At 30.7% G+C, this 17,466-nt stretch carries 19 protein-coding genes and 4 tRNA genes; 13 read left to right on the plus strand and 10 right to left on the minus strand.

The window, feature by feature from the left end; all coding sequences use genetic code 11:
- Window positions 1-70 precede the first annotated feature (70 nt).
- The 12 genes from LNAT_RS06425 (at window position 71) to LNAT_RS06480 (ending at window position 7,161) form a co-directional block, all read left to right on the plus strand.
- Entirely contained in the window at window positions 71-1,921 is a 1,851-nt protein-coding gene (locus tag LNAT_RS06425) for a proton-conducting transporter transmembrane domain-containing protein (protein ID WP_096259567.1), read from the plus strand.
- Window positions 1,918-2,748, plus strand: coding sequence for a respiratory chain complex I subunit 1 family protein (locus tag LNAT_RS06430; protein WP_096259569.1), 831 nt, complete (start codon window positions 1,918-1,920; stop codon window positions 2,746-2,748). The genes LNAT_RS06425 and LNAT_RS06430 overlap by 4 nt, the downstream gene beginning before the upstream one ends.
- 2 nt (window positions 2,749-2,750) lie before the next feature.
- Window positions 2,751-3,242 carry an NADH-quinone oxidoreductase subunit B family protein gene (locus LNAT_RS06435; protein ID WP_096259571.1) on the plus strand — a complete coding sequence of 164 codons (492 nt, stop codon included), beginning with the start codon at window positions 2,751-2,753 and terminating at the stop codon, window positions 3,240-3,242.
- Window positions 3,232-3,606 carry an NADH-quinone oxidoreductase subunit C gene (locus tag LNAT_RS06440; protein ID WP_096259574.1) on the plus strand — a complete coding sequence of 125 codons (375 nt, stop codon included), beginning with the start codon at window positions 3,232-3,234 and terminating at the stop codon, window positions 3,604-3,606. Before LNAT_RS06435 ends, LNAT_RS06440 begins: the two co-directional genes overlap by 11 nt.
- Window positions 3,594-4,676 carry a hydrogenase large subunit gene (locus tag LNAT_RS06445; protein ID WP_096259576.1) on the plus strand — a complete coding sequence of 361 codons (1,083 nt, stop codon included), beginning with the start codon at window positions 3,594-3,596 and terminating at the stop codon, window positions 4,674-4,676. The genes LNAT_RS06440 and LNAT_RS06445 overlap by 13 nt, the downstream gene beginning before the upstream one ends.
- A 10-nt stretch (window positions 4,677-4,686) precedes the next feature.
- Window positions 4,687-5,193, plus strand: a complete 507-nt coding sequence (locus tag LNAT_RS06450) for a 4Fe-4S dicluster domain-containing protein (protein ID WP_096259578.1) — start codon at window positions 4,687-4,689, stop codon at window positions 5,191-5,193.
- Between the two features lie 289 nt (window positions 5,194-5,482).
- Entirely contained in the window at window positions 5,483-6,415 is a 933-nt protein-coding gene (locus LNAT_RS06455; protein ID WP_096259580.1) for an NAD(P)-dependent oxidoreductase, read from the plus strand.
- On the plus strand, window positions 6,412-6,747 hold the full coding sequence (locus LNAT_RS06460) for a hypothetical protein (protein ID WP_096259582.1): 336 nt from the start codon (window positions 6,412-6,414) through the stop codon (window positions 6,745-6,747). Before LNAT_RS06455 ends, LNAT_RS06460 begins: the two co-directional genes overlap by 4 nt.
- 89 nt (window positions 6,748-6,836) lie before the next feature.
- Window positions 6,837-6,912 (plus strand) — tRNA-Lys (locus LNAT_RS06465).
- Window positions 6,913-6,916: 4 nt separating this feature from the next.
- A tRNA-Glu gene (locus tag LNAT_RS06470) sits at window positions 6,917-6,992 on the plus strand.
- A gap of 7 nt (window positions 6,993-6,999) precedes the next feature.
- Window positions 7,000-7,075, plus strand: a tRNA-Val gene (locus LNAT_RS06475).
- Window positions 7,076-7,084: 9 nt separating this feature from the next.
- Window positions 7,085-7,161 (plus strand) — tRNA-Asp (locus tag LNAT_RS06480).
- 88 nt (window positions 7,162-7,249) lie between these two features.
- Here LNAT_RS06480 and LNAT_RS06485 read toward each other — a convergent pair.
- From LNAT_RS06485 to LNAT_RS06530, 10 genes are read right to left on the minus strand one after another with little or no spacing between them, the layout of a single operon-like run.
- Window positions 7,250-7,804: a YkgJ family cysteine cluster protein gene (locus LNAT_RS06485; protein ID WP_096259584.1), complete on the minus strand. Its 555-nt coding sequence runs from the start codon at window positions 7,802-7,804 to the stop codon at window positions 7,250-7,252.
- Window positions 7,794-8,630 carry a M90 family metallopeptidase gene (locus LNAT_RS06490; RefSeq protein ID WP_096259586.1) on the minus strand — a complete coding sequence of 279 codons (837 nt, stop codon included), beginning with the start codon at window positions 8,628-8,630 and terminating at the stop codon, window positions 7,794-7,796. Before LNAT_RS06490 ends, LNAT_RS06485 begins: the two co-directional genes overlap by 11 nt.
- Window positions 8,630-9,016, minus strand: a complete 387-nt coding sequence (gene crcB / locus LNAT_RS06495; protein ID WP_096259588.1) for a fluoride efflux transporter CrcB — start codon at window positions 9,014-9,016, stop codon at window positions 8,630-8,632. The genes LNAT_RS06490 and crcB overlap by 1 nt, the downstream gene beginning before the upstream one ends.
- Before the next feature lie 2 nt (window positions 9,017-9,018).
- Complete coding sequence (locus LNAT_RS06500; protein WP_096259590.1) at window positions 9,019-9,720, minus strand: lysophospholipid acyltransferase family protein; 702 nt, start codon at window positions 9,718-9,720, stop codon at window positions 9,019-9,021.
- On the minus strand, window positions 9,704-10,660 hold the full coding sequence (locus LNAT_RS06505) for a hypothetical protein (protein WP_096259592.1): 957 nt from the start codon (window positions 10,658-10,660) through the stop codon (window positions 9,704-9,706). The genes LNAT_RS06500 and LNAT_RS06505 overlap by 17 nt, the downstream gene beginning before the upstream one ends.
- The gene (locus LNAT_RS06510) at window positions 10,657-11,757 is read right to left on the minus strand and encodes a peptidoglycan DD-metalloendopeptidase family protein (RefSeq protein WP_096259593.1); all 1,101 of its coding nucleotides are present in this window, start codon (window positions 11,755-11,757) and stop codon (window positions 10,657-10,659) included. The genes LNAT_RS06505 and LNAT_RS06510 overlap by 4 nt, the downstream gene beginning before the upstream one ends.
- Window positions 11,754-12,419 carry a phosphoribosylformylglycinamidine synthase subunit PurQ gene (gene purQ, locus LNAT_RS06515; protein ID WP_096259595.1) on the minus strand — a complete coding sequence of 222 codons (666 nt, stop codon included), beginning with the start codon at window positions 12,417-12,419 and terminating at the stop codon, window positions 11,754-11,756. Before purQ ends, LNAT_RS06510 begins: the two co-directional genes overlap by 4 nt.
- A complete protein-coding gene (gene purS, locus LNAT_RS06520; protein WP_096259597.1) occupies window positions 12,419-12,658 on the minus strand; it encodes a phosphoribosylformylglycinamidine synthase subunit PurS in 240 nt (79 codons plus the stop codon). Before purS ends, purQ begins: the two co-directional genes overlap by 1 nt.
- Entirely contained in the window at window positions 12,655-13,362 is a 708-nt protein-coding gene (gene purC / locus LNAT_RS06525) for a phosphoribosylaminoimidazolesuccinocarboxamide synthase (protein WP_096259599.1), read from the minus strand. Before purC ends, purS begins: the two co-directional genes overlap by 4 nt.
- Window positions 13,363-14,610 carry a S41 family peptidase gene (locus LNAT_RS06530; RefSeq protein WP_096259601.1) on the minus strand — a complete coding sequence of 416 codons (1,248 nt, stop codon included), beginning with the start codon at window positions 14,608-14,610 and terminating at the stop codon, window positions 13,363-13,365.
- A gap of 201 nt (window positions 14,611-14,811) precedes the next feature.
- Between LNAT_RS06530 and LNAT_RS08950 the strand changes: the two genes are divergently transcribed.
- A complete protein-coding gene (locus LNAT_RS08950) occupies window positions 14,812-17,424 on the plus strand; it encodes an ATP-dependent Clp protease ATP-binding subunit (protein ID WP_096259603.1) in 2,613 nt (870 codons plus the stop codon).
- The last annotated feature ends 42 nt before the right edge of the window (window positions 17,425-17,466 follow it).

The following is a 17,466-nucleotide window of genomic DNA, read 5'->3' on the forward strand; positions in this document are numbered from 1 at the left end:
TTTTATAATTATTGTAAATAAATATTCATTTATGTATAATTAAGGTAAATTTAATTTTTAAGGAGCTTTTATGGGGTTATTAGTCTTTTTAAATATTGTAACTCCCTGGGTTTTGGCAGCTTTAATCTATTATGCCAAAAATGACAGAGTTACAAATATAACTGCATTTTCAGCTTTGCCGATATTATTGGTTTTTTCTTATTTGATTTATATTAACCATACAACCTCTTTGATTCAAACACCGGAAATTGTTGATTATTTGATTACCATCTATGATTTCGGACTTTTAGGCTATTTTTTATATCAGGGGATTGTTAAAAAATCCACATTGGTTACTTCTTTAGCAATAATACAAATTCTTTTTTTAATAATTGTTTTATTAATGAAGATTCATTCAGATATACCGAATATTTATGTAGATAATTTAACAATTCTTTTTTATTTTATTGTGGCGCTTGTAGGTGTGCCTATTGCTATTTTTGCAACAAAATATATGGAATTTGATGAAAGAGGCAAACATAAATTTGTGGCGATTGTTATCTGGTTTTTAGGTGTTATGAATTTTGCCGTAAGTGTTAATAATATAGAATGGTTTTTTGCTTTATTTGAAACAACTACGCTTGCATCTTTTGTATTAATCGGTTTTAGAAAAGATGAAGAGGCTACAAATAATGCGGTTTTGGCTTTATGGATGAATCAAATCGGAGGAGTTGCTATTTTAATAGCTTTAATGGTGTTTATCCATATAAACGGATTTTATCATTTTACAGAACTTCTAAACCATCCTTTGGAAGTTTCTTTGGCAGGGCTTGGATTTTTGTCTTTAAGTGCGCTTGTAAAAGGTGCCCAGATGCCGTTTCATAAATGGCTTCTTGGTGCAATGGTTGCTCCAACTCCCGTAAGTGCAATACTTCACTCAGCAACAATGGTAAAAATAGCCCCGTTTTTAATTCTTAGAATTTCTCCTGTAATTAAGGGAACACTTCTTGCAAAACTTTTAATAATTACCACAGGTTATGTTTTTGTGGTTGCGGCTATTATTGCACTGACTCAAAGTAATTTTAAAAGGATACTTGCATATTCCACTATTTCACTTCTTGGTCTTATGATGCTTTCAGCCGCAGTAGGAACTCCTGTGGCGGTTGTTGCTAGTATTGTGCTTATAATTTTCCATGCATTTGCAAAAGGATTTTTATTTGTTGAAGCGGGTGTGCTTGAAAAAGTTTTTCATGTTAAATACATCGAACAGATGAGAAGATTAATTGAAAAGGCACCTCTTACACTTATGTTTATTTTCTTTGGATTTTTAAATATGACTTTTGTGCCGTTTGGAACATTTATTGGTAAATGGATGATGATTGAAGAGGCAAGCAAATTTTTGAGTCACGGCAGTTATATAATTCTGATTTTATATGTAGGTGCCGGCAGTGCATTTTTAAGTGTTTTATATATGAAAGTTTTGGGTGTTAGTGTAAGAAAAGCACACGGAATTTCAAATATTAAATTTTTTCCTTTACCTAAAAGATTTAATTTTGTATCCATCTGGTATTATGTGTGGCTTTTGGCTTTAACACTATTTATAGCTCCTTTTATTGCTGATTTTGTAGTGCCTATCGCAAATGGAATCACTGGTGAGAGTGCAAATATTGTTTCAAATCATTTAAGTTTATATGTTGGTAATTCTCCTCTTTATTTTTGGGAAATATTAGGTGCTTTAATAATTTTAAGTTTAATTCACGCACTTCCGTATTTTGTTAAATTTAAAGTTGATACAGTTCATCCGTATAACTGCGGTGAAGTGTTTCCAAAATATATGGGTACTTTTAATTTTGAATGTGTAAAAAGATATGAAAATATACTTATTGCATTTTCTATAGCTTTATTTATTTTAGTTGTAGTTCTTGGAGGAGGTTTATTATGATAAATTGGATAATTTTTGCTTTTTTGGCTCCGATTTTAGGTGGATTAATTTACGGAATAGAAAGGGTGGTTAAAGCCAGAATGCAGGGAAGAATGGGGCCGCCTGTTATGCAGCCATTTTATGATTTTGCAAAACTTATGGATAAACGACCTTTAATGATTCATTCTTTGCATGCTTTAATGGGTATTATGTATTTTGTGGCTGAATGGTTTTCACTGTTTGTATTATTTTTAGGTCATGATGTTTTAATAGCGGTATTTTTTCATGTATTAGCAGTTTTAGCCTTGGTAATAGGGGCTAGCAGTGTGAGAAGCCCTTATTCGGTGCTTGGGGCATTGAGAGAACTTATGCATATGATAAGTTATGAGCCTTTTATGGTTTTAATGGTTGTAGGTTTTTATTTGGTTAGCGGCAGTTTTAGTATTAATGATATTTTACAAAGCGAGCCTTTAATTTATAAACTGCCTTTGGTGTTTATGGCGTTTTTATTTATCATCCCTATGATGCTTCAAAAATCTCCTTTTGACGTTGCAGAAGCCCATCAGGAAATAATTGGGGGACCTGAAATTGAATACAGCGGACCTTTTTATGAGGCCGTTTATACAGGTAAATGGATTGAATATATTTATGTGTTTTTCTTTATGTTTTTATTTGGTGGAAGAAATTACATTTTAGGAGTTATTTTAGTAATTTTTGCATTTTTCTTTGTAAATCTGCTTGATAATGCCACAGCAAGACTTGATTTTAGGAAAATGGTTAAATTTTCATGGATATTTTTAATTCCGCTTGCGGCATTGAATATTATATTACTAGCTTTATGGAGGTAATTATGGGTATATTTAGTAAATTCAGAAAAAAATCCCCTTGGATATTGCATTACAATACCGGAGGGTGTAACGGGTGTGATATAGAAATTTTGGCTGCACTCGCTCCGAAATATGATATTGAAAGATTTGGTGCGCTTAATAAAGGAAATCCAAAGCAGGCTGATATTTTGCTTGTTACCGGTCCTGTTACCAAAAATTGTAAAGATGTCTTAAGAAGACTTTATCTTGAAATGCCAGAACCAAAAGTTGTGGTTGCAATGGGTGCTTGTGCACATGGAGGCGGAATTTTCAGAAATTTTTACCATGTGGAAAACGGCGTGGATAATGTAATTCCAGTAGATGTCTGGATTCCTGGATGTGCCCCGAGGGTTGAAGCATTGATTGACGGGATAGTGGAGGCTATTGAAATTTGGCAGCAAAAATCAAAAGAAAAAGAATATATGAGAAATCATGAGGAAAATTATGAGAGATTAGGAGTAAAAGATGACAATTAATCCACAAATTAACATAAAAGAAGTAACGCTTGATAATGTTGTAGAGGAAATTAAAAATTTTTATGATGAAAATAGCTGGCATTATATAACGGTAAATGCTACGGATTTAGGTGGAAAACTTCAGATAGACTGGCTTTTTTCAAAATATAAAGATAAAAATATCATCCAGATCTTCAGAATTCCGGAAGTCAACTACGATGCAAAAATTCCTAGTATTGTAGGTATGATACCATCAGCGTGGCTTAGTGAATGGGAACTTGCAGATTTATTCGGACTTGATGTTGAAAATGCTGCAACAGGAGTGTTTATTGCGCCTGATGCACCTAAAGCTCCTCTTAGAAAGGATGGTTCATGGGAAAAATAGTAGTGCCGTTTGGTTCGCAACATGTGGCTTTGCCGGAGCCTGTGAGTTTTTTATTTGAAACTCAAAATGAAATAATTACAAAAGTGGAAACCCATATAGGATATGTTCACAGAGGTATAGAGAAAGCTGCCGTTACAAAATTTGAATATAATCAATTACCATATCTTACCGCGAGGGTTTGCGGACTTTGTTCTATAACCCATGCCGGGGCTGTGGTACACGGGCTTGAAAAACTAATGGGAATTGAGGTTAACAAAAGAATTGATTATTTAAGAATGCTGGTAGTTGAACTTGACAGGATTCATTCACATATGTTAGCAAACGGACACGTGGCTGAAGTTGTCGGATATGAAAATCTTTTTATGCAGACATTCAGGGCAAGAGAAGATGTAATGGATATTCTTGAGAGAATTACAGGAAACAGGGTTCAGTATGATTATCAGGTAATAGGGGGAGTCAGCAGGGATATTGACACTGAAACAGTTGAATTTGCCAAGAAAAAATTGAAAAAATTAAAAGATAATGTATTAAAAGTGATGGAATTTCACGACAGTGACTATACTTTCGGTCTTAAAACAAAAGGGGTAGGGACTATTTCAAAAGAGATGGCTGCTAAATATAATGTGGCTGGACCAATTGCCAGGGCAAGCGGTCTTGAAACTGACGCAAGGGCTGAATTTGATTATCTGCCTTTTGAAGAAATAGGGTATAAAATGCAATTAAGAACTGAAGGTGATGTATGGGCCAGAAATATGGTAAGGTTTGATGAGGTTTTAAATTCAATTGAAATGTGTGAAAATATTTTGGATAATCTGCCTGAGGGTGAACATAAGGTAAAAGTAAAAGGCAGACCAAACGGTGAAACTGTTGTAAGGGTTGAAGCTCCAAGGGGTGAATGTTTTTATTATCTAAAAGGCAGCAATAAAAAATTAATGGATAGGGTAAGAATAAGGGTACCTACATACGCCAATATTCCTATTTTAAAAGAATTGTTTTTAGGGGCTAAATATTCAGATGCTCAGGCAATAGTTTTAAGTTTTGACCCTTGTATGAGCTGCACCGCAAGATAAAGGAGCTGTAATGGTTAAAATGTTTATTGAATCTGTGAAAAATCTTGTTTCAGAGCCTGAAACTATAAAATATCCTTTTGAGCCTTCGCCTGAACCGAAAGGATACAGGGGATTAATTATTTATAATGAGGAATTTTGTATTTTTTGCGACAAATGCGAAAATATCTGTCCTCCCGGTGCAATTAAATTTGAGGTGGTTGATGTTGAAAGCGGAAAAAAACAGTATAACTATAATCCTTATTTGTGTATTTACTGTGGGGCTTGTGTGAGTGTCTGTCCAAAGGCCGAGGAGGCTTTGGCTCAGTCTGAAAAAAGAATGCCGCCGCTTGGAAGAAGTATTTATAAAGAAAAAGGACTTGGATATTTTATTAACGAAATAAACAATCCAAAAGAACTTGAAAAAAAATGGGGGGAACTTGAAATCAGGGCAAAAGAGTCAAGAGAAAAATTAGCTGAATATAAAAAACAGCAGAGATTAAAAAAACAGGCTGCAAAAAAACAGGAACCTTCTTCTTAATTTCTTTTTTTTTTAATATTAATTAACATTGATAAAATAAAAAAATATTTCAAAGATAAAAAAATTACATACAAGAGTCATTTTACTAACATATTCTTCTAATTTTGCTAAAAATTGCAAACTGCCCATAGTTCTTAGAATTTGGTGCATTTTTTTTAATAAAAAATTTTATTAAATTCCAGAGTGTCAATATTTTTACTTTTCAGTTATTTAATCAGTGTCAATTTTTTTTATTGACACAGATTATTTTTAGAGTTATAATATGAATACCTATTCATAAGGAGGGGATATGAAAATCGGGTTTTTTGAAATAAAAGAGGAGGAAAAAGAGTTTTTTGAGAAAAATCTAAAAAATTACAATGTTGAACTGCATTTTTATACAGAAACAGTAAATGAAATTAATGAAAATGATTTTGATGTTATAAGTATTTTTATTAATTCAAAAATAGATAAAAATGTTTTGGATAAATTTCAGAATTTAAAATATATTCAGACACGCTCAACCGGATATGACCATATTGATTTGGTGGAATGTTATAAAAGGGGGATTAAAGTCAGCAATGTAAGGGGGTATGCAGGGCCTGCCGTTGGGGAGTTTGCTTATGGGCTTTTGCTTGAAGCAATTAGAAAAATTTATGCAGCAATTGAAAGATTAAAAAAGGGAAATACATATTATAAAGATTTAAAAGGTATGGAGATTGAGGGTAAAAATATAGGGATTTTGGGACTTGGGACAATAGGGCTTCAGATTGCTAAAATAGCAAAAGGTTTTGGTGCCAAAATTTACGGATTTTCAAGGACAAAAAAAGATATTTATGGTGAGCTTGGTATTAATTTTTGCTCATTGGAATATGTTTTAAAAAAGAGTGATTATCTTTTTATTGCCCTGCCTCTAACTCCCCAGACTAAAAATTTGATTAATAAAAATAATATAAAGCAATTTAGAGGAAATGTAATAATAAATCCCGCAAGGGCTGAGATTATTCAAAAAGAAGTTTATGAAAATTTTAAAGGAATAATTGCTGCCGATGTATTGCCTGATTGGAATTTGGCAAAAAAAGAAAATATTATTGCAACTCCTCATATGGCTTATTATACAAAAGAGGCTCTTTTTAGAATAATGCAAATAAGTCTTGATAATTTAATTGACTTTTTAAATGGTAAAACACCGAGATTTTGTTTAAAAGAAGAATGTAAAAAGGATTATAAGGAGTGCAAATGAAAAAGACAATCCTTTTTATAGGGGCTATTTTATTTGCATGCAGCAGTGATTGTCTGCAGTGTCACCCGAAACTTAAAAATATGGAAAATAATCCAAAAAACAGATATTATAAAGAACATCATTTTTTAAAAACATGTACTAAATGTCATCCTAATCATCCTGAAAAAGGCATGGACAAATGCGGGGCTGACTGTTTTGACTGTCACAGTAGGGAAAAATTAACCAATACCCCAATACCTGAGCATCAAAAATTAAAGACCTGTACTAAATGTCATAAAGAGAGTGTAAATGATATTTTAAATGAAGATAATAATTTTATTTTTAAAAAATAAATTTAAAAAAACTCTTCAATTTCTTTAATTTCTATTGACATTACTTACTTTTTTTCTTATAATTTCAGTCCACAACAACAAGTTGTGATGACCCGTTAGCTCAGTCGGTAGAGCATCTGCCTTTTAAGCAGAGGGCCGCTGGTTCGAATCCAGCACGGGTCACCATCAAGTCCCCATCGTCTAGAGGTCTAGGACACCGCCCTTTCACGGCGGCGACACGGGTTCGACTCCCGTTGGGGATGCCATTAATATGGTCGCTTAGCTCAGTTGGGAGAGCACCAGCCTTACAAGCTGGGGGTCGCAGGTTCGAGCCCTGCAGCGACCACCATTTAAAAATGGAGCCGTAGTTTAGCTGGTTAGAATGCCGGCCTGTCACGCCGGAGGTCGCGGGTTCGAGTCCCGTCGGCTCCGCCATTTATTAATATAAAATATAAATTTTAAAAAATAAGCGACTGACACTTAAATACAAACCTCTGCTATTAAGTTTTTGCTTTTTTATATTTTACAAATTAAAAATTTTTAAATTTTTATAAGAAGATTGAATTAAGTTATTATAAAATTCATTTTGATATTTAATTTTATATATTTTAATATTGTTTATTTTTGTCAAATATGTTAATTTTTGATTTTTAATCCAATTATTTGTTTTTTCTAATTTTTCTTCTATGTTTACTATTCTTTTATCATAAAATTTTGAATTTTTAAATTCTTTAATGCTAAGAGGCAGATTTTCCCCTTTAATTCCAATTCCGTCACAGGATAAATCTAAAATAACTTCTCCGTACCATGGACTGAAAGGATATATTTTGCATGCCGGAGGTCTATGTTCATAAAGTGAGCATTTATTGTCTTTAAGATAAGGGCAGTTTTTATTTAGTGAAAGCGGAATTACCAGTTTTGGGTTTGGTATAAATATTATAAAAATTGGAAAAAATTTATATACTTTTTTAATATCTTCTAAAATTAAAGGGGCAAACATTTTGTTTTCACAGCATTTGGTGCAGTTTTGGCAGTTGTTAAATTTTAAATTTTTTAAATGTTTAATATTAACATACATTATTTTCCCCTAAAATTTTATAAGTATCTATTTTATAAAAAGTTTTTAATTCTTTATAAATATCAGGAAAATGTTTTTTTAGAAGTGCAGGTCTTATAAAAAAATATTCACTCATAACGGCAAAAAATTCTGCTTTGTTTGTTGTTGCATATTTGTTTATCAGGTGATATTTTCCTAAAAATCTGCCTTTAATTGTCTTTTCTTTAAATTTTTCGTATTCTCTGAACATTATTTTTGCAAATTCTTTTGATTTTTCACTATCAAGAGGAGGTAAACCATCTATATTACCATCTGAATAATCAATTTCATGTGCAAATTCATGAACTATCACATTTCCTCTACAAGACTTTATTTCTTTTTTTGCATCATTCCAGGCAATTAAGACAGTGTCATAAGTTGCTTCTCCTTCAATTAATATTTCCTGGTTGGCAAAATATTTTTCTATTTCTTTTTTTACAATTGTACTCGGATATACAAAAATATATTCTACATTTGGATAACAGAAATATTTAGCATACAGTGTTAAAAGGCATGCATAAAATGCAATATTTATTTTTATTTCATCAGTAATGTTTATTTTTATCCCAATAAATTTTTTTTCATTTAAAAATATTTGAATTTTAAAATTCATAACTTTTTTAAGATTTTTAGGTAAAAGGGTGTAATATTTAATATTGTTTAAAATATCTAGAATTTTTTTTGGGGGAGGCTTTTTTTCTATTTCTTTTAACCAATTTTTATATTTAATATATTCTACTAGTTGAATGAATAAAAAAATAAAAAATAAGAACCATAAAAAGGCTAAAAATAAAGCAAATTTATCCATTATTTAAAGATAGCCTCTATTCCTTTGAAACCTGCAGCCGCAAGTAAAATACTTCCTATGACATTAAGTAATATATATGAAAGTGATTCAAAAATGAGTCCATTTTTTATAAGGAAAAAACTCTCAACCGCAAATGTTGAAAAGGTCGTAAAAGCTCCCATCATTCCAGTTGTAAGAAGTGATTTTATATGAGCGTTTTGAATTATACCGTATTGGATAAGACCAATAAAAATTCCAAGCAAAAAACTTCCTATAAGATTGACGCTCAGTGTTCCAAAAGGGATGTCATGTTTAAAAGCATTATTTACAAGACCAGCTGTGTAAGCTCTGAGTATTGCACCTATAAAACCACCGATACCAATAGCAAGCATTGTGTCAAATTTCATTTTTATCCTTTTGTATTATTATATTCTTTATCTAAAATTTCCTGCATTTTTTTTCTCATATCTTCATACCAGTTTGGATTGTCTTTTGGATAAAAAGACGGTAAAAATATTACTTTTATGGTTTGTTTTTCTATTCTAAAAGGTTTGTTTTTAAATGCAAAAGGTAAATTTATTATAACAAACGGCTGAACTTTTAAATTTAATTTTTCAACTACGCCTTTTAATCCTTTTTTAAAAGGTAACAGTTTTGTCGGGTCTTTTTTATTTCTTGTACCTTCAGGAAAAGCGGCAATTTTTAAATTTCTTTTTATCCTCTCTTTTATTTCCCTTATCATTTTGATAGTAGAAGCTTTATTTGTCCTGTCTACTAAAATCATATCTGTTTTTGTAACCATATATTTTACAACCGGAATTTTACCAAGTTCTGCTTTTGCAATCCAAATAATTTTTTCATCTATAACAGATTCAAGTAATGCAATATCAAGGTTATTTGTATGATTGCCTAAAAATATATTTGCATTTTTATCTATTTCACCTTCTATGATTATTTCTTTTGCGATCATATCTGTTAGAATATGCGAGCATTTTTTTCTGTATTTTAATTCATTTTTCGGGTCTATTCCGCATAATGCACCTGTTATAAAAATGCAAATAGCCCCCTTTAATAATTTAAAATAAGAAACTAAACTATTCAAGATTTTCATTTTTTACCCATCCTATTTTCCCATCGATTTTTATTTTCGTGTAATTTTTGGTTTTATTTAAAATTTTAACTTTGGTATCTACTATCGGTCTATAGAATATTGTCGAATTTTGTGTAGGTAAAATTTTAACTGGCGAATCTTTTTTTAAAATTTTTTCACCTTTTGGTAAAACAGTTAATATTAAATAAGCCGATAGAATAATAGGTATTATTAATATTAAAATATTTTGATAAATTAAAAATATTATTATAAAAAAAGCAATTATAACTAATATTAATATATTAAACGGTGTAAAAAAAGTTTTTTCTTCAGGATTTATATCTGTTTGAGTGCTTATTGTTTCTTCTTTTAAAACGATCGGAACAGTTATTTTTTTGTAATTTTCATCTAGTGTATTAAAATAATAAAAAGTAAATTTTTTAGTGTTTATTGGCAAATATGTATAATAAGTTGCTTCATCATTATTTATAACGGTTAAATTTTCATCATTATTTATTTTAAAATCTTTTAAATTGCCATTTACAGTTTTGATTGTAAAAGATAATAAAATTCTGTTATCGGTTAAAGTCGAAATTGGATTATAAATTTTTAATTTGTCTGCAATTACATTACAAAAATTTGGAATTTTATCGATTGTTTTTGTTTGAAACAGATTATTTAATTTTATTGTTTTATTGAAATCTCTGGATAACAGAGTTAATGAATTATTTAAATCATTTTTAAATTTTATGTTTAATAAATAAATATAAGGCTGTTTGGTTATATTTAATTCCCCTTTATTTAAAGAAAAATTTATTTCATCATTTTTAGGTGTAAGTATTTTTATTTGTAAGTTTACGATCTGATTTTTATAATAATATTTTTTTAAATTTGGATATGTAATTATTAAATTGTTAGCCCAAAGGTTTATAAAAAAAATTAAAAAAAGAAGAAATCTCATTTTAAAGCGATGTTGTTTTCTTTGGAAAATTTATTGATATATGCTAAAAATTTTTTTCTTTGCTTACCATAAAGAGTGATTTTAACGTTATGTTTTAATTTTAAAGGGTTTATCCATTTTCCGTTATGCATAACTCCAAAATGAAGATGCGGTCCGGTTGAAAGTCCACTATTGCCAAGATATCCTATAACTGTTCCTTGTTTTACCCATTTACCCACATAAATTCCTCTTGGCCATCCGTGAAGATGTGCATATAATGTAATATAACCGTTTTTGTGTCTTATTTTAACACTTCTTCCATATCCTCTGATCCAGCCTTTATATATTATTTTTCCATCAGCCACTGCATGAATCGGGGTTCCTATTTTGTTTACAAAATCTACTCCGTCATGCATTCTCCATTTGTGTAAAATAGGATGAAACCTCATTCCAAATTTTGATGAAATCCTTTTATATCTCAGAGGTGCTTTTAAAAACATTCCTTTTAGACTTTTTCCTTTTTCATCATAATATCTTCCGTCATAAGGATTTAAAAAAGCATTAATTGTATAAAAATTATTTTTTATCTGGGCATATAATATTTTTACATCTTTAATTTCTGAAAATCTTTTTTTGGCATTATATACAACTGTAATGGTTGTACCTTTAGGAAGAGTTCTGAAATTAACTCTGTCATTAAAAATATCAATTATTTTATTGGTTAAAATACTAAGATGAGTTGCTTTGTATAAATCATAACTTAAATAGTTATCTATTGTAACCTGAACTTCTTTTCTTTCTTCATTATAAATTATAGGAATAATTTTTGTATTATATTTATTGTCTGTTTTTATTATCTGAAGCTGTTTTTCACTGTTTATAGGAATAAGGGCTTCTTTAAAATCGTTGTTTTCTTTTAATAAGAAAATTGTTTCATTTTGTGGAATAAATCTTACGTATCTTTTCAGATTTATAGGTAGATTATAATATATTGACAGCGGAAGATTGTTTTGTTTTAAGAAATTATAAAAGGTTTTATAACTTTTCCATTTTTGTATATCCACTTTATAAGCAAAAAGTATAAAAGGAATGAATAAAAGAATAAAAAATTTTTTCACTTTAAAAATCCTTCAAGCATTTTTATTCCGTCAACTCCGCCCAATATACTTTCCATTGCTCTTTCTGGATGGGGCATCAGACCGAATACATTTTTATTTTCATTACAGATTCCGGCAATTGAGTCAATACTTCCGTTTGGATTTAGTTCGTTTCCGTTTTTATCACAGTATTTAAGTAAAACCTGTCCATTGTCATACATTTTTTTAAGAGTCTCTTCATCTACTTTATAATTTCCCTCGGCATGGGCTATAGGAATATTTATAATATCCCCCACTTCAAAATTTTGTAAAAATTTATTGTTATTATCAATTACTTTTAAATGATGAAATTTTGATATAAAATGCAAATTTTCATTTCTTGTCATTGCGCCTGGAAGTAAGTGTGACTCAAGTAAAATTTGAAACCCGTTACAAATTCCTAAAACGTATCCACCTTTTTTTGCATATTCTGTAACATCCTGCATAATGGGAGAAAATCTCGCAATCGCTCCACTTCTTAAATAATCCCCATAACTGAAACCGCCAGGGAGCACCACTAAATCATAATCTTTTAATTTATCTGTATGCCATATAAATTCTGCTTTGGCCCCGATTCTTTCAAATGCCCATTTTGTGTCTCTGTCGCAGTTTGTTCCTGGAAAAACAACAACTCCTACTAACATTATTTTACCTCAATTTCATAATTTTCAATTACTGGGTTTGCAAGTAATTCGTCTGCCATTTTTTTTGCTTCTTCAATTGCTTTTTTTTTGTCTGCGGTATCAATATCTATTATAATCTGTTTTCCAACCCTTACATCTTTTACATCTGTAAATCCGAGAGTTTCAAGTGCATGTAATACCGCTTTTCCCTGAGGATCCAAAACTCCCTTTTTTAAATGAACATTTACAGCTATTTTCATTTTACTTCCTTTAATCTTTTTAATATTTCGGTATACGCTTCTTTTATATCACCTAAATCAAATCTAAAAAGGTCTTTATCCATTTTTTTTCCTGTTTTTTTGTCCCATAATCTGCAACTATCAGGTGTAATTTCATCAGCTAAAATTATATGCCCGTCTTTATCTTTTCCAAATTCCACTTTGAAATCTACTAATGTAAGTCCAATTTTATCAAAAAATTTAGTTAAAAATTCATTTATTTTTCTTCCATATTCTCTTAGAATATCAAGTTCTTTTCTGTCATTTACTAAATTAAGTATCATTGCATGGTCATCATTAATTAAAGGATCGTTTAAATCATCATTTTTATAATAAAATTCAACAATTGTAAATGGTAATTTCTCCCCTTCTTTAAGTCCCAATCTTTTTGATAAACTTCCCGCCGCAATATTTCTTACGACCACTTCTATAGGAATTATATCGACTTTTTTAACAAGCAATTTAGTACTATCTATCTGTTTAATTAAATGTGTCGGGATTCCTTCTTTTTCAAGAGCTTTGAAAATAAGAGTGGTAATTGCACAGTTTAATTCGCCTTTTCCGCTTTCACTTGCCGCTTTTTCTCCGTTAAAAGCCGTAAGTGAATCTTTAAATTCGCATATTACTTCATTTGGATTATCAGCTTCATAAATTTTTTTTGCTTTTCCTTCATATAAAAGTTTCATTTATTCTCCTTGTTTGGCTATTATTAATGCTTTTAAAATATTAGCACCGGTTAAAAGTTGTAAATCATTGTCCAATTTTTTAATTTTTTGATTATATTTTGTTTTTTTAGTTTTTTTATTTTTGTTAAGTTCAGCTCTTAAATGATTTTTAAGTTCAGATTCTTTAATTAAAGCATTTTCATTTTTTTCTTTTTCAATTTTTGCAGGATGAACTATTATATCGGGAACAACACCTTTTGCCTGAATTGTTCTGCCGCTAGGAAGATAATATCTTGCGACAGTGAGCCTAACCGCTTCATTTTTATTTATAGGTAAAATCGCCTGAACACTTCCTTTTCCAAAGGTTGTTTCACCTACGATTACAGCCCTTTTATGATCCTGCAGTGCTCCGCTTACTATTTCACTAGCACTCGCACTTCCGCCATTTACTAATACTACAATAGGTATATTCTTATAAGTTCCGCTTGAATGTGCATAAAACACCTGATTTTCGCTTGAAACTCTTCCTTTTTGAGAAACTAAAACACCTTTATCGATAAATAGATCAAGAGTTCCAACTGCCTGGTTTAAAAGACCTCCCGGATTGTTTCTAAGGTCAATTATAATACCTTTTTTATGATATTTTTTAAGATTTTTAAGTGCTTTTTTTAATGAACTTACTACATTTTTATCAAAACTGCTTATTCTGATATATTCAATTTCTGGATAATTTTGTAAAGCATAGGTTTTTACTGATTTTATTTTTATGATAGCCCTTGTAATGGTTACATCAAATGTTTTACCGCCCCTTACGATTGTAAGTGTTACTTTTGTTCCAGGTTTTCCCCTCATTAAGTTAACATCTTCATCCAATGTTAAATCAAGTGTGGCTTTTCCATTTATTTTTAAAATAATATCTCCGGCTTTTAAACCAGCTTTGTATGCAGGAGTGTCATCAATAGGTGAAATAACGGTTAAAACACCATTTCTTATCCCTATTACAACTCCCAGTCCTCCAAATTCACCTGTTGTTTGAACTTTTAAATCTTCATAAGCTTTTTTGTCCAAATAGCTTGAATGAGGGTCAAGATTTGGCAGAAGACCTTTTAGAGCTTTATTTATAATAGTAGTAGTATTTAATTCATCTACATAATAAGCTTCAATAATATTTACTACTTTTACAAATTTTTCATAAGCTGCAAGACGGGTTTCTTTAGTTTCAGCAAATAAGGAAACTATCATAAAAACAGATAGTAAAAATTTTTTCATTAAATTCCTTTTTATTGGAATTCTATTATATTTGTTAATAAATTTCAATTAAAAATAAAATTTAAAAATAAAAAGCACTCAATCATGATTTTATTAATAAAAAAAAAGTTAAAAAAATAAAAATTTTTTAATTAAAAAACTTGACACAAAGACACTCAATTTGATATAATAACAGTAACTAAAACTTTTAAGGAGGAGAATATGGAAAAACTATTCGAAAAATTAACAAATCAAATGATGGAGGCAATTGAGAGCGGGCTAAGTCTAGCACTTCATAATAAAAACCCGGAGGTACACCCATTACATGTGGTTTGGGGACTTATTACAAATACAAATACAGTTTTAAACCAAGCGTTTAATAAGATGGGTGTAGATAAAACCGCAATAGAACTTGAAATAAAAAGTGCTGTTGATAATTTGCCAAAAGTAGACAATATTACAAAAGAATCGATAAGAATCGGAAGAGAACTTATTCAAAGTTTACAAAATGCAGAAGCACTTGCTACAAGATTTGGAGATAAATATATAGCTGTTGATACTTGGTTAATTGCAAACCTAGACAGTTTCAAAGACACAATTGGAAAATACGTAGACATATTTGAGCTTAAAAAAACACTTGAAGCTATAAGAGGGGATAAAAAAATTGAAAGTAAAAGTGCGGATGAAAATCTTGATGCACTTAACAAATACGGAATTGATTTGACTGCAAAAGCAAGAGCAGGTGAACTTGACCCAGTAATCGGTAGAGATGAAGAAATAAACAGAATGACTCAAATTTTAATTAGAAAAACCAAAAACAATCCGATTTTGCTCGGAGAACCTGGTGTTGGTAAAACAGCTCTTGTAGAAGGTTTGGCTCAAAGAATTGTAAAAAAAGAAGTGCCGACAAGTTTACAAAACAGAAGGATTATTGCACTTGACATGACTGCATTAATTGCCGGGGCAAAATACAGAGGTGAATTTGAAGATAGACTTAAAGCTGTTGTGGATGAGGTAAAAGCAAATCCGGATGTAATTTTATTCATAGATGAAATTCATACCATTGTAGGGGCAGGGGCTAGTGAAGGTAGCATGGATGCGGCAAATATTTTAAAACCAGCACTTGCAAGAGGAGAGCTTAGAACTATCGGTGCTACAACACTTAAAGAATATAGAAAATATTTTGAAAAAGATGCAGCTCTTCAAAGAAGATTCCAGCCAGTAATGGTAAATGAACCAAGTGTAAATGAAGCAATCAGAATCTTAAGAGGTCTTAAAGAAAGGCTAGAAGCACACCATCAGGTGTTGATTAAAGATGAAGCACTGGTTGCTGCTGCGAAATTAACAGACAGATATATTTCTGATAGATTTTTACCGGACAAAGCAATTGATGCAATTGATGAAGCTGCGGCAGAAATTAGAATGCAGATTGAATCTGAGCCATTTGAACTTGCAAAAATTAAAAGAGAAATAGAACAGTTAATGGTTGAAAAAGAAGCGCTTCAACTTGAAATTGAAAGCAGTAGCAATAAAGAAAAAATTCAAAAGAGATTACAAGAGATAGAGAAAGAACTTGCAAATCTTGAAGAAGAAAAAAGAAAACTTGAAAGCAAATTTGAAGAGGAAAAAAGAGTATTAAAATCAATAGCAGAAACCAAAGAAGAAATTGAAAAGCTTAAAACTCAGGCTGAAATTGCAAAAAGAGAAGGCGACTTTACAAAAGCTGCCGAAATTGAATACGGAAAAATCGTAGAACTCAGAAAAAAAGTGGAAGAGCTTGAGAAAAAATGGGAAGAAATGCAAAAAGAGGGAACACTTCTTAAAAATGCGGTTGATGAAGAAGCGGTTGCCGATGTTGTTAGTAAATGGACAGGAATTCCTGTTAGTAAGATGTTACAAAGCGAACTTGAAAAAATACTTCATATTGAAGATGAGCTTAAAAAATGGGTTGTTGGTCAGGATGAGGCTATTAAAGCTGTTGCTAGAGCAATTAAGAGAAACAAAGCAGGTCTTGGAGATCCAAACAGACCAATTGGTAGCTTTATGTTCTTAGGACCAACTGGGGTTGGTAAGACTGAGACAGCAAAAACATTAGCAAGATTTTTATTTGATGATGAAAAAGCAATGATAAGATTTGATATGAGTGAATATATGGATAAAATAAGTGTATCAAAATTAATCGGTGCTGCTCCTGGATATGTAGGATATGAAGAAGGCGGACAGTTAACAGAAGCTGTGAGAAGAAGACCTTACAGCGTTATTTTATTTGACGAAATTGAAAAAGCACACCCTGATGTATTTAACATATTATTACAGGTGCTTGATGACGGAAGACTTACAGATAATAAAGGTGTAACAGTCGATTTTAAAAATACTATTATTATCTTAACAAGTAACATTGCAAGCGATATTATTATGGAAATCAAAGATCCAGAAGCAAGAAAAGAAGCTGTTTGGGCAGAACTTAAAAGAAGAATGAAACCAGAATTCTTAAACAGACTTGATGATGTAGTTGTATTTAATCCACTAGGAAAAGAACAGGTTAAAGAAATTGTTGAAATATTACTTAGAAAAATTAAAGCAAGACTTGCTGAAAGAGATATTGATTTAGAATTAAGCGAAAATGCAAAAGATTTTATCGCAGAAGTCGGATTTGACCCGGTATTTGGTGCAAGACCATTAAAAAGAGCAATGGCTGAAGTTATTGAAGATACATTGGCAGAACTTATTCTTGAAGGAAAAGTTAAAGACGGAGATAAAATAGAATTTGATATAGACGGAGATTTCGTAGTAGTTAAATCAAATGGTCAGGAAGTAGGAAGATACCACAAATAATTTTAACCCCTCTGCGGGGTATATGAAATAGTTAATTTTTTG

This window comes from Lebetimonas natsushimae, assembly GCF_002335445.1.
Lineage (GTDB): Bacteria > Campylobacterota > Campylobacteria > Campylobacterales > Nautiliaceae > Lebetimonas > Lebetimonas natsushimae.

Bases quoted from the DNA above. Each gene is read 5' to 3' on its own strand.
- LNAT_RS06435 (WP_096259571.1), top strand. From the start codon at position 2,751: ATGGGTATATTTAGTAAATTCAGAAAAAAATCCCCTTGGATATTGCAT.
- LNAT_RS06445 (WP_096259576.1), top strand. From the start codon at position 3,594: ATGGGAAAAATAGTAGTGCCGTTTGGTTCGCAACATGTGGCTTTGCCG.
- LNAT_RS08950 (WP_096259603.1), top strand. From the start codon at position 14,812: ATGGAAAAACTATTCGAAAAATTAACAAATCAAATGATGGAGGCAATT.
- LNAT_RS06450 (WP_096259578.1), top strand. From the start codon at position 4,687: ATGGTTAAAATGTTTATTGAATCTGTGAAAAATCTTGTTTCAGAGCCT.
- LNAT_RS06505 (WP_096259592.1), bottom strand. From the start codon at position 10,660: ATGAGATTTCTTCTTTTTTTAATTTTTTTTATAAACCTTTGGGCTAAC.
- purQ (WP_096259595.1), bottom strand. From the start codon at position 12,419: ATGTTAGTAGGAGTTGTTGTTTTTCCAGGAACAAACTGCGACAGAGAC.
- LNAT_RS06455 (WP_096259580.1), top strand. From the start codon at position 5,483: ATGAAAATCGGGTTTTTTGAAATAAAAGAGGAGGAAAAAGAGTTTTTT.
- LNAT_RS06485 (WP_096259584.1), bottom strand. From the start codon at position 7,804: ATGTATGTTAATATTAAACATTTAAAAAATTTAAAATTTAACAACTGC.
- LNAT_RS06460 (WP_096259582.1), top strand. From the start codon at position 6,412: ATGAAAAAGACAATCCTTTTTATAGGGGCTATTTTATTTGCATGCAGC.
- LNAT_RS06430 (WP_096259569.1), top strand. From the start codon at position 1,918: ATGATAAATTGGATAATTTTTGCTTTTTTGGCTCCGATTTTAGGTGGA.
- purS (WP_096259597.1), bottom strand. From the start codon at position 12,658: ATGAAAATAGCTGTAAATGTTCATTTAAAAAAGGGAGTTTTGGATCCT.
- LNAT_RS06530 (WP_096259601.1), bottom strand. From the start codon at position 14,610: ATGAAAAAATTTTTACTATCTGTTTTTATGATAGTTTCCTTATTTGCT.
- LNAT_RS06425 (WP_096259567.1), top strand. From the start codon at position 71: ATGGGGTTATTAGTCTTTTTAAATATTGTAACTCCCTGGGTTTTGGCA.
- LNAT_RS06490 (WP_096259586.1), bottom strand. From the start codon at position 8,630: ATGGATAAATTTGCTTTATTTTTAGCCTTTTTATGGTTCTTATTTTTT.
- purC (WP_096259599.1), bottom strand. From the start codon at position 13,362: ATGAAACTTTTATATGAAGGAAAAGCAAAAAAAATTTATGAAGCTGAT.
- crcB (WP_096259588.1), bottom strand. From the start codon at position 9,016: ATGAAATTTGACACAATGCTTGCTATTGGTATCGGTGGTTTTATAGGT.
- LNAT_RS06500 (WP_096259590.1), bottom strand. From the start codon at position 9,720: ATGAAAATCTTGAATAGTTTAGTTTCTTATTTTAAATTATTAAAGGGG.
- LNAT_RS06440 (WP_096259574.1), top strand. From the start codon at position 3,232: ATGACAATTAATCCACAAATTAACATAAAAGAAGTAACGCTTGATAAT.